This is a genomic window from Paenibacillus sp. JNUCC32, from assembly GCF_014863545.1.
Lineage (GTDB): Bacteria > Bacillota > Bacilli > Paenibacillales > Paenibacillaceae > Paenibacillus_AQ > Paenibacillus_AQ lautus_A.
The window spans coordinates 702,421-714,348 of the sequence record NZ_CP062260.1 but is presented as its reverse complement, the minus strand read 5'-3'; the positions used below and the strand labels follow the sequence as shown (position 1 = coordinate 714,348).

Here is an 11,928-nt window from a genome sequence, read left to right as displayed (position 1 = left end):
CGCTTAGGAGGATTTTATATTGAAAAAGACAGTACAAATCCTGGGGCTCATCATCGTGATTGGAGCATGCTTGTGGATGTTCTTCTTCGACTCGGAGAAGCTGACCCCTGAAAATTCTGCAGGAAAAAACATCTATTATACGGTGATAACCGGCCTCGGTATTCAAGATGAGGAAGGACGTTACAACTATGAGCTGACTTCATACAATGAGAAAGGAACTGAACGCAGGCTTGGGTTTTCGGCCGGAAAGCAATTAAGAGAAGGAGCTTATATACAGCTATATCACACGCTGCTTCGGGGGGTCACGCACTGGGAAGAGGTTGCCTTCAAGGAACTGCCTGAGGCGGTTCAGCGGCGATATTCGAGGTGATTGGTTTCCCCGCAAACTTGATTTCAATTTCATAACAGCAGTTCTCTTTTGAATTGATAAGTTTAAGTACTAGGTTATTTTCCAGTGATTCCTTTTCATAGATGAAAATCATATTGTAACCTTGTCTCTAAGCAGAGGTTTTAACGACCCATCGTTTAAAAAACCACTATAAAATTCGAACACCTGAAATCATAAAGTACAAACTTCCGGGCAGGGCAAGCAAATAAAGCTTCCACAACGCAATTCGACAGTATCAAAACCCAAGACCACATGATTCCTGGTAAGGGAATCTTGTGGTCTTATCGCTCTGCTTCTTTAGCTTCGGCGGAAACCTGAGAGCAAATGCTTCACTTAGAGCCAATGGCTTCCTTATAACCGGGGTCCTGATGTACTCCGCATAAACTTTAAGTTCAGGTCAATCCTCGTACCAAGCGTCCGGGATCATCTCACGCTCCAACACTAGCAGTTCTTTGATGATCTGGTCCGCGTCGCTGATGGAATTCACGAGCGGATCCGTCAGCATCGCTCTCCTCAGCTTCTCGTAGCTCTGTTCCACGACGGCCTCAGCCGTAAGCTCATGCGTATCCAGCACAAGCTCCTGCATGCCTCGAATTCCCCGCGGCATCTCGCCTACGTGGACCGGCTTTGCCCCTTCCATGCTTACGTCGCACAGGAGCTCCAGGAACGAGTCGTCGCTCATGTTCGTTACCGCCCCGCGGTTTAGCGTGTTGATGAAGAACCGCTTTCCCAGATTTCCCACCATATTCTCGATAATGTCCGTCGCATGATCCGGGCCGAAAGTGCTCATGTAATCGGCAATCGGAATGTTCCCCGAGAGAAAGTCGTCCACCTGTCGCCACATCTCGTCGTGTCGCTGATATCGGTCCTCCGTCTCCCAAATCGATAACGGCGGAATGGAGTCCTGCGTCTTGCCGAGAGCTTGCCAGTACCGGACATATTCCTTTGTATGGGCCGTGCAGGTAGGAATGTATCCGAAAATATCGTACAGTTCATACGTGATGGCGTCGTTATGAAGCGCTTTTGCGCCGTGGTCGCCGCCGTTGTTCTCTTCGCCAGCCGCCTTGCGCATGGCCTCCGCAATCGTAGGCATGACATTCTTTCCATCGAACTCCGCTTTCAGCAGCCACGTGAAATGATTGACGCCGGCGACGCGGAAGTCGAACTTCCGGTCAATCTCCGCGGTGAACTCGCTTTGGTCCCCGATAATGCCGGCCCGCACGGCATAATGGGCCTTCTTATGCGGCATATGATGGCTGTCGCACAGCGCGAACGATTTTAGCTTCGGCGCATATCGGTGCAATGCGATACCATGGACGGTAGATGGGTTAATATAGTTGATCACCCAGGCGTCGGGGCACAACTCCTCGATGTCTTTGGCGCATTCCATGATGACCGGAAGCTCCCGCATCGCTCGGAATATGCCGCCCGGTCCGATCGTATCTCCGGAGCACATGCGGATGCCGTACTTCAAAGATACTTGGCAATCGATCCCCCGATATTTCACCGACTGTTCGGCAAAGCTGAGTACAACGAAGTCGGCCCCGGGAAGCACCTGTCTTCGGTCCGTCGAGCCCTCCACCTTCAAGGAGACGTTATTCTCCCGGGCCACCATCTGGGCAAGTCGCACCATTTTCGACAGCCTCTCCTCATCCGTATCGACCAAAGCAAGCGTTCCCCGATTCAGGTAGGGGGAGTGGACCATCTGCCATATGGACTGACGACCGAAAAACAGGCTGCCTGCTCCGATGACGACCACCTTCGGCTGCTGCATGTTGGAACCATTCATGATTAACCCTCCTCATAGGATATAAGTCCATTATAGGAGAGTGGCCGAAAAGCGGAATGTACGATGGTTTTCAAAACATGTCATATAGTATGATAATTCACATCTCATAAATTCTTTAGTATACTTGCTTAAAACTAAGAATGTCATGCGGTAGAGGAGACAGTGGAAATCCGATGTGCGCCAAGAAAATGAACATGAGTATAATCAACGAACTCTCGGAGTATATAAGTCTCCGGATGAGCTCCTATTTAGAACAGGCTCATGATCAGGGCTGGATCGAACACAAGTCGCATCCCGATTACGATCTCTGGTTCATTCAATCGGGCTCGGTGAAGATCACCATCGACGGGTTCGAACATACGGCTGTCCCCGGAGATGTCGTGTTTTTTTACCCCGATATGCCCTATATCGCTTCGACGACCGGGGATGTTTGCCGATTTTTATACATACATTTCGATTTCGGGATCGGAGAACAGCAGCGAATTTTGGGCGAGTTTCAACTCCCGGGTATTGTGGCGGGCGACCTGATCCGTGAGGAAGCAACGCTGTTCACCAAGGCTTATCGTCGGTTGAAGCAAGGCAGCGGTACGTCGGGAAACCAACTCTACTTAAAGGCTTCTCTTCTCGTCGTGATAGCTAAGATTCTCGAGCTTCATGGGCAAGGGGCCTACGCCGGTAAGTTCCTGAACGGCAGGAAGCCGAGAAGAACAGAAGGAAGCCTGGATGTCCTGCAGGACGTATTCCAATACGTGGATGCGAACTTGCAGCGTTCCATTCGGATGAACGAGCTCGCGGCGATTGCCGGCGTCTCCGAGAAGTATTTTATCTCCTTGTTCAAGAAAACCGTGGGCATCACGCCGGGGCAATATATTTCTCAAATCAAAATGAACCGAGCAAGAGATTATCTATACGAAAAAAAATATACGATCCAGCAGATTGCCGGCTTCCTCGGATATCCCGATCCGTTCACATTTTCGAAAGCGTTCAAGAAATATTACAACGTGCCTCCTTCGAAATTCGAGTAGCCTAATGTCATCGAATAAATTAAGATTCACTCCAATGTCCTAAGGGGCCACTTCAGCTACACTTAGTTCTGAAAAGAAGCTAAGGTAGCCGTGTTCGCAACTCCAATCATCGTGATGATCAAGGTATTCACCATTGCACCGAGCCAAATGTTTCCTGTCAATTTGTATAAGCTCCGACTAATCATGGCCGCTGCAAATAATAAGAAAATAAAGGGAAGCAAAACCATCGGATAAAGTCTCGTCTCCTGCCAGAATGAATTGCCCGTCGTAAATAAAACAGCATACTGGATTCCATTGATCAACAGTTCATCTAAGGGTTCAGACCGATGACGCAAATAAAAAAGGAGATCCCCGCCTTCGCGGAAATCTCCTGGTCCTTATTCTTTATCAAAATAAACGGTTGTTCCTGTTTCTGCGGATATATACACGGCCTCTAATATTTGTGAAACAATCATCGCTTCCCTCGGTTTAACCAAGGGTTCGGTATCGTTCACGATACTGTGAATCCATTGTTTGGCTTCATACTCGAAATCGGTCAACTCTTCTCCCCTGAATTGTTCTCGCGCATTCGGATTCACCTCGATTTTATTCAGGAACAAGCTTCCGTCCCGCTCGCCATTGATCCGCAGTTCATTTTTAGCAAAATCCGCTCCTCCCTTCGTTCCGCACAGCAGGTTGCCGCCACCTTCCGCAATGTTAAGGGCCCAGCTGGTTTCAATGATGACCGTCGCTCCGTTTTTAAATTTCACATACCCGAAGGCCGAATCCTCTACCTCGAATTCGTTTGGATCCCAGGCCCCCCATTCGTTCGCGGCATTTTCGGTATACTTCAGTTTATGGAAGACACTGCCGACGACGCTCTCCGGTTCATAGTTATCCATCAACCATAGGATCAGATCCAGGGAGTGGGTTCCAATATCGATCATGGGACCGCCACCCTGCTTCTCTTTATCCAGAAACACGCCCCATGTCGGAACGCCTCTTCTTCGGGTAGCGACCGCTTTTGCCAAATAGATATCTCCAAGTTCTCCATCGGCAATCATCTTTTTTAACAGCTGGCTTTTGGCGTTGGAACGATTCTGGTACCCGACGGTGAGCTTCTTGCCTGTTCGCAAGTGGGCTTCGTACATCGCCTTGGCCTCCGCACCTGTGACGGCCATTGGTTTTTCGCACATGACATGTTTGCCGCTTTCGAGCGCATCAATGGAAATCGTCGCGTGCGAGCTGTTCGGTGTTAGCACATGCACGACCTCAATCTCTTCCATGGCAAGCAGATCGTTGTAATTCGTAAACACCTTAGCGCCTTGCGTGCCGTATTTTTTCGCGGCTTCCTCGGCTCTTTCCGGCTTCAAGTCGCAAAAGGCCACCATCTGCACGTTGTCTAACTTGGATAAACACGGCATATGTTTCCCGTTCGCAATCATTCCGCAACCGATGATCCCTACTTTTACGGTTCTCATGGCATTCCCTCCCTCGCGTTATTTGAACTCTACCGTTCGGTTTTCCTTATGAGCGATGTATGCCGCTTCCAATAGCTCCGTCAATTTCGTTCCCTCTTCCAAACCGAAGGGCATCGGCTTGTCATGAATCAATGCATCCGCCCATTGGATGATCGGAAGCGGCTGCTCTTTAGGGAGTTGAGTGGGTGAGATCCATCCGGAAAAGGGGGAATCGAGCTTCTTCGAGATGACTCTAACGGTATCATCCGAGATCATCAAGGTGCCCTCCGTACCGTAAATCTCAAGTGCAGAAGGGGTTCTGTACGTCACAAGGCTTGTTTCGACCAGTGCGACCGCATTGTTGACGAACTCAATGGAGCACTGCGCATTATCTTCCACTGCACGATGGGTGAAATAATGAAACATGGAGGTGATTCGTTTGGGCTGACCCAACATCCAGCTGGCTAAGTACATCGGATGACATCCCAAATCCATCATCGCGCCGCCGCCGGTTTGCTTCTCATCGTACCAGTATTCCGGGAGCCAATTGTTCAATGCGCCGTCGTGGCCGTTCCGAATGCGCAAAAGCGTCACGTCCCCTAATACATGGTCATCGATCAGCTGCTTCGCGAACAATTGGTGAGGCCTTGTGCGAGCCGGAAATGAAATGCAGAACTTGACGCCTGCTTTGCGTACCGCTGCAGAAATTCGATTACATTCTTCTACGGTAAGAGCCATGGCTTTCTCGGTAAAGATGTGTTTGCCGGCCTCAGCGGCAGCTACCATGACGTCAGCGTGCATGCTTGTAGGAGCATCCACCACGACCCCATCGATGTCTTCCCGCTCTAGCAGCGTATCCAAATCCGCTTCAAAATCCGTTCCCAATTGGGCAGCCCATTCGCTTCCCCGTTCAGGCTGTTCGTCCCAGACTGCCGTGAGCTTGACGTTACCGTGCGATAGCAACCTTCTTGCATAATCATCTGCATGCACATGCCACTTACTTAACATCGCAACGTTCAACATGCGTTTCCCCTCCGTCATCGTTTATATTTTTTACAAGATTTTAGTTTTCTTCAAAGGGAGGTGGCGTATAACTTGCTCCAAATGGCGCATCAGGCCTTGAAAAATCCCCCATTAAAGCTCTTCGCACAGGCGTAGTTCTTTGCATAAAGTTGACATCGTTATGAAAACGGTCCGAGGGCTTTACCCACGGAGGGCTATAGATGTAATGCATGGTATAGCGGTCGTAATCCCAATTATGTTCGTGCGCCCGATGCCATACGGCGTTGTGAAACACCAGGACTGATCCTGCAGATGCACATACCACATGGCTGATCGGCGTACCCGAATTTGCAGTCCGGATCGAATCCGGTAGTGGAACGAGACTGCGGTGGCTGCCTGGAATGAACTCCATATTCCCCATGCCGGGTTCATCCTGATCGGTCAATAAAAATGAAGCACGGAGCTGAATAAGGGGGACTGGGTACCCCAGATTCTTAAAATCGAAAGCGCTGGATCCGTCTTGATGCCAGCCTCCCATCCTCCCCCTTGCCGGCTGCATCGTATTCCACCCGGACTGCATAATGAATCGATCGCCAAGTAAACCCCTTATCTTCGGTAAAACCGATGGATGATCCATTAAGTTTTCAAGAGCGTGTTCAGACTCATACCCTCTGCCGACTTGACCCCAACCGACCGTACCTGCCGCTTCATGAATTCGAATGGATGCCTGCAGGCATGCTTTGACCTCCTCTTTCGACAGCACATTCGGAATGACAAAATAACCCCACGATTCGAACATAAACTTATCGAGTTCAGTGAATGCGCCTGCTGAAACGACCGGGTTTAACATGAGTTGTCCCCTCTCTTGCATATTTAAAAGAAGACTGACCTAGTATTCATGAAATATTCGGGATGGCAGTGACACCATCCCGCAAACCTCTTCACTAGAACCCGACATCATCACGTTCTGCAGCTTTTTGAGCCACGAACTCCGCCATTTCTTCCACGCCGGCCGCTCTGAATTTTTCTTGAACGCTATGAAGCATATTGAGAGCTTCTTCATCTGACCCTGCAAAAAACGCTTTCTTAAATTCCTCATCGAAATTCAAACTGCTGGTTTTATCGATATATTCCTGATATTTAGGCCACTCTCTTGCAAGGTAGCTGGCGCTTACTTTGTCTATGATTTTGATAGGCATTTTTGCCGAGAAACTTTCCTCCAGCTTTTGCCACTCCGTTTTTTGATCTTCGGGCGTAGGCCAAGTGACTTCAGAGGAGAATGCTCCGATGAACCTTCCTGGAAGATAATTAAGCCCTGCGTCTCTTTTCAGATCCGGGTTTTCATCGAATTGTTTTTTCACATCAGAGATCCATTGGGGTACCCCGTTTTCCATCGTGTAGTGCATTCCTTCGATTCCGAAATATGCAAGCAATCGGCCTTCTTCGCTGTTGACATAATCAATGTACCGCAATGCGGCATCGGGATCTTTGATGTTAGCGCTTAAGAAAAGGACAGGGAATCCGGAACGGCCGGGTTTTTCCACTTGCGTTCGAATCTCTCCGCTCTTATTCTTCATCGGCCCGAGTAGTTCATATTGCATTTCCGGATTCGTTTTATACAGCGTTTTTTGTAAATCAACTAACATAGGCTGGGCTCCGAATACGGCAAGCTTGCCCGTCGTCAGCTTTTCATTCGCTGTTGTACTCGTATTGTTGAAGGCTTCAAGATCAAACAAACCTTCCGTTAATAACTTTCTCATGTATAACAACCTAGCTTCATGGTCCTTGGACTGCGTCCAGTGAATCAGTTTTCCATCCACTTCACGGTAGTCCGAAATCGTGTAATCCGTCCATCCGGCAAGGAATTGGCCGTAATCCCATCCGTTCCACATGGTTCCGGCAGGGATGACCGGCTTCCCGCCAATATCCTTGAAACCGCCGTCCCGGATCTTGATCAATAGATCCACTAGTTCTTCTTGCGTATCAATATCCTCCGCTTTTACATTTAAAGCTTTCAGGATATCTCCCCTGGCAAAAAGGCCGTAATTCCAATTATGAATGCTCTCAGGGGTACCGTCCGGGGTCTCCGTAGGAATGAGATACGTCTTGCCTTCGAATTCGGGACTATTGAGATCGAACTCGGCAAAATCCTTCGCGATCCCGGTAGTCACAAGTCTTTTAATATTCGGGTATTTATCGAGATAAGGGGTTAAATCCAGAAGCTGCCCTTCCATGGCCGCCTTCTTGATGACTTGTCCTTCTCCTCCTGTCGTAGACCAGAAAGGTGCGTTAACGATATCCGGAACCGTACCGGAAGCAAAAATGGTGTTTAGCTTTTCTACTTCGCTTGTCGTGATGGATTCCAGTTTCAACGTGACCCCGGTTTTTTCCCTGATCTGCCCGGCTACGGGATTATTCTCCTGGTCCTGCGGGAAACCGGCTCCGCCACCGTTCCAAGCACTGAGGAAAGACAAGGTCACCGGTTTTATTTCTTCAGTACCTTGCTCCTTCGGACCTGTGTCAACCGTACCTGCATCCTCCCCTCCGCCTTTTCCCGTACATGCCGTCATGGTTGCTAGAAGCAGTAAAGCGATTAGTGTCATGCCAAGAACACTCCTGCGCTTGTTCTTCCTCATCCTACAATCCCCTTCCATTGGAAGTTTTTTTATATAAAAGGCATAGCCTTCTATACCGACTACTCCTTAAGAGAACCTACCAGTACGCCTTTCACAAAATATTTCTGAAGAAACGGATACACGCAGATGATCGGCGTCGTTATAATGATGACAAACGTCATCCGCAAGGCTTCCGGCGTAACGCCTCGCAGTTCCATCTGCGTCTCGGTCATGTTTTGTATGGCGGATCCGCTATTTCCCGACGACGACGTCATCGACTGGAAAGACGCTTCGCTGATCATCTTGTTCAGGAACGTAGCGGCAGGCTGCAGCTTTTCATTCTGTATGAAAAACTGACCGGTAAACCAGTCATTCCACACGCCCACCCCGACAAACAAAGCAATGGTAGCAAGCACCGGCATCGATAGAGGCAGAATGATTCTGGCAAATACGGACAACTCGCTTGCGCCGTCGATTCGGGCGGATTCCGACAGACCTTCAGGGATCCCGTCGAAGAAGGTTTTCATGATAATCGCATTGAAAAAGTTATATAGGGACGGCAGCACCAGCACCCAAAACGTATCCAGGATGTGGATTTGCCGGAACAGTATGAACGTCGGAATCAGTCCGCCGCTGAACAACGTGGTAAAGAAAAAGAAGAATACGATGTATTTTCTTCCCGGCAAACCTTTCCGCGAAAGGGCGTAGGCTAATAAGGCCGTCAAAAATACGGAGGCAACCGTAACCACAAGGGTTCGGGTAATGGAAATATAGAAGGAATTTAGGATCAACGTGTTGCTAAAAGCTTTTGCATAGTTTTCTAATGTAAACACTCTGGGGAAAAAATAGATTCCCCCCTTCATCGCGTCGTAGCCGTCATTGAAAGACAGGGCTAGAAAATAGATAAATGGATATAACGCCGTAGCGCAGAATAAAAGCAGCGCCGCATAGTTAAGCGTCATATACATTTTGTCTGCCGGCGACAGCCTACTTGCACCCATAACACACACCTCCTCATCTTCAGTGCTAGCTGATTACCATAACGATACGTTACTCACGCGTCTGGATATATTATTGACAGCAACGATGAGCAGCAGCGAGATCGCAGATTTGAATAAACCGATGGCCGTGGAATATGCTAATTGCCCCTGTTGGAGGCCTGTTTTCAAGACATAAGTGTCCAAGATCTCCGAGACGCTTAAGGTTGCCGGGGACTGCATCAGCCAGATTTGGTCAAAACCCGCGTTCAGTATTCCGCTGAGTGAGAAAATAAGCAATATGGCGATCGTTGGCGTAAGACATGGAAGCGTGATCTTGAATAGTTTGCTCCACCTTCCAGCCCCGTCGATTTCCGCAGCTTCATACAAATGTGGATCGATATTCGTTAACGCGGCTAAATAAATGATCGAACCCCAGCCTACGCCTTTCCAGATGTCGGATATGAGGACCAATGGATAGAATAATTCCGGCTTTCCCATAAAAAAGATGGGATCCAAACCCATTTGGTACCTAATGTCATTGATAAGTCCTACGTTCGGAGACAGGATTTTTTGAAGCAAGGTAACGACAACGACCCATGAAACGAAGTGCGGCAGATAGGAAATCGTTTGAAACACTCTTTTGATTTTTTTGTGCATGACGGCATTGAGCATTAAGGCTAGGATCAAGGGAGCTGGAAATCCGAAAATAAGCTTAAGGGCGCTGATAGATAACGTATTTCGGAGCACATCGTAAAAACTGGAATCGTTTAAAAACTGCTCGAAATATTTAAAGCCCGCCCACGGACTCCCCAATATCCCCAAATTGAATTTGTAATCTTTGAATGCGATGATAATGCCGTACATCGGATAGTAAGCAAACACCAGGAACCAGATGATAGCAGGAAGCAAAAATAAGTATATGTGCCTGAAATACCATATTCTAGTTAGTTTCTTATTCTTTTTTAATTGCTCCAATCCAGGGATAAGAGCACCCTTTGGTACCATTCTCCGAACACCTCCTACATCTTCGTCGTACGGTATATAGCGACTGTCTCCCCCTCCTCCATTGCAAGCGGTTTCAATTTTATAGTTTAAATATATTCAATATGGTGTAGGAATCATTCCACAATTTCCTCATTTGGTTAAAAAGTAACCTTAAGTTATAGATAAACGGGGCAAAAGCCCCTATCCCCAACCTTCTTTTCAGGTGTTTTTATTCCTTGGCAAGGATACATTATATTCAATATATCCTTATGAAATGGTCTGATAAAAAGTAATATTCTGAGATGTAGCGACCTGTGTAGGGTTTGATGAGCTTCTGCTGGATTTCTTTATTGATTTGATTTTGGGAAACTATTATGGGGGGAGGATTTCATGAGAGGAAGTTATGGCCGACCTAGTAAAAGAGTCCGCGCAGCCATCGCTTGCATTGTCAGGCTCGAATAGAAAGCGCATCGGACTCGTTATTAGGTTGCATATATAGGAAGAAGCGGGTGTTGGTATCAGAAAGTGGATGAAACGTTTTTTCCCGTCGTCTCGCCAATGACCAATTCCGGCTCCACTAGGGTTTTAAAGTATTTTCCGTCTTGTCCGTCATCACTGTTAATCACCTCAAGCAGCGTGTAAGCTGCACGGTAGCCCATGTCTCGTTCAAACTGTTTAACGTGCGTGAACGTGCTATATCCTTCGATGATGGAAGTCGGATCGTCAAAACTGATGATGGATATGTCCTCAGGCACCTTCAATCCGGCTTGACGCGCAATCTGATAGATTTTTACTCCAAGAATTCCATTAAGCGTAATATAAGCCGTTGCCATCCGATTTTTGATATAGCGGTACAATGGATGGGTTTCAGCTTGCTCAAGGCTTCCGATTTCAAAACCGGTTACGATATGGGCAGGGTTAATGAGTGCTCCCTTTTCCTTGAAGGCATTCATATATCCATCGATCCGTTCTTGAACGGTTACGGTTTGTATGGGCGAATCGGAGCAGATGGCGATTTCACGATGCCCCAGTTCCCACAGGTAATTGACAGCCATGTTAACGCCAAGCCTGCCGTCCGATGCGATATAGTGAGTTTCCACCCCGGGAAGGTAACGGTCGATGAGAACAAACGGAAACCCCGCAAATTTCATGCTTAATATTTCCTCGTTGAATAATTCCTCGTCCACCGGGAAAATCAGCAATCCCTCCACTCCGATGTTACTGCATGTCTGGATCGCCTCTTTTTCCTTATCAATATCGCCCTCTGATAAATAGATAACGCAGCGGTAATCGTTCTCTTTCAGCGCTTGCTGAATACCTTGTATAAGTCGAATCGTAAAATAATCATAAATGCTGGGCATAATGAGCCCGATCAACCGCGTCCCCATTTCTCCGCTAGTCTTATGGACAGGTTTTACGGTACTTATAGGAGGAGTGGCCGGCATTTGAGATTCGGGCTCGCTTACAAAAGTCCCCTTTCCGGGCACCCTGGTTATGATTTTTTCGTTAACCAAGCCGGCCAGGGCATTAACGACCGTAATCTTGCTTACTCCAAAACGCTCCATGAGTTCCTTTTCCGTAGGTATACGATCTCCAACCTTCAGTACCTGCGACGATATCAAGTCGCGTATATACTCTTGAACCCTCTGATACAAAGGCATTCTTTCCGTAGAGCTCAACCGAATCACCACATTTCATTCAATATG

10 protein-coding genes are annotated in these 11,928 nt (G+C 47.9%); 2 read left to right on the top strand and 8 right to left on the bottom strand.

What is annotated here, in order from left to right; genetic code table 11:
* Positions 1–19 precede the first annotated feature (19 nt).
* A complete protein-coding gene (locus JNUCC32_RS03195; RefSeq protein ID WP_192571062.1) occupies positions 20–370 on the top strand; it encodes a YxeA family protein in 351 nt (116 codons plus the stop codon).
* A gap of 415 nt (positions 371–785) precedes the next feature.
* Here the strand turns inward: JNUCC32_RS03195 and JNUCC32_RS03190 are convergent, their stop codons facing one another.
* Positions 786–2,177, bottom strand: a complete 1,392-nt coding sequence (locus JNUCC32_RS03190) for a family 4 glycosyl hydrolase (protein ID WP_192571061.1) — start codon at positions 2,175–2,177, stop codon at positions 786–788.
* A 173-nt stretch (positions 2,178–2,350) separates the two neighbouring features.
* On the opposite strand from JNUCC32_RS03190, the gene JNUCC32_RS03185 reads away from it, so the two are divergent.
* Positions 2,351–3,202: an AraC family transcriptional regulator gene (locus tag JNUCC32_RS03185; RefSeq protein WP_192571060.1), complete on the top strand. Its 852-nt coding sequence runs from the start codon at positions 2,351–2,353 to the stop codon at positions 3,200–3,202.
* 377 nt (positions 3,203–3,579) lie between these two features.
* Here JNUCC32_RS03185 and JNUCC32_RS03180 read toward each other — a convergent pair whose 3' ends face one another.
* The 7 genes from JNUCC32_RS03180 to JNUCC32_RS03150 all read right to left on the bottom strand — a co-directional run bounded on the left by JNUCC32_RS03180 (position 3,580) and on the right by JNUCC32_RS03150 (position 11,883).
* Complete coding sequence (locus tag JNUCC32_RS03180) at positions 3,580–4,662, bottom strand: Gfo/Idh/MocA family protein (RefSeq protein WP_096776012.1); 1,083 nt, start codon at positions 4,660–4,662, stop codon at positions 3,580–3,582.
* An 18-nt stretch (positions 4,663–4,680) separates the two neighbouring features.
* Positions 4,681–5,664: a Gfo/Idh/MocA family protein gene (locus tag JNUCC32_RS03175; protein WP_192571059.1), complete on the bottom strand. Its 984-nt coding sequence runs from the start codon at positions 5,662–5,664 to the stop codon at positions 4,681–4,683.
* 40 nt (positions 5,665–5,704) lie between these two features.
* Positions 5,705–6,493 carry a phytanoyl-CoA dioxygenase family protein gene (locus JNUCC32_RS03170; protein ID WP_192571058.1) on the bottom strand — a complete coding sequence of 263 codons (789 nt, stop codon included), beginning with the start codon at positions 6,491–6,493 and terminating at the stop codon, positions 5,705–5,707.
* A 94-nt stretch (positions 6,494–6,587) separates the two neighbouring features.
* A complete protein-coding gene (locus tag JNUCC32_RS03165; protein ID WP_192571057.1) occupies positions 6,588–8,246 on the bottom strand; it encodes an extracellular solute-binding protein in 1,659 nt (552 codons plus the stop codon).
* 92 nt (positions 8,247–8,338) lie between these two features.
* Positions 8,339–9,259, bottom strand: a complete 921-nt coding sequence (locus JNUCC32_RS03160) for a carbohydrate ABC transporter permease (RefSeq protein WP_015736650.1) — start codon at positions 9,257–9,259, stop codon at positions 8,339–8,341.
* 33 nt (positions 9,260–9,292) lie between these two features.
* Complete coding sequence (locus JNUCC32_RS03155; RefSeq protein WP_096776017.1) at positions 9,293–10,243, bottom strand: ABC transporter permease; 951 nt, start codon at positions 10,241–10,243, stop codon at positions 9,293–9,295.
* Positions 10,244–10,740: 497 nt separating this feature from the next.
* Entirely contained in the window at positions 10,741–11,883 is a 1,143-nt protein-coding gene (locus tag JNUCC32_RS03150) for a GntR family transcriptional regulator (protein ID WP_192572582.1), read from the bottom strand.
* Between the last annotated feature and the right edge of the window lie 45 nt (positions 11,884–11,928).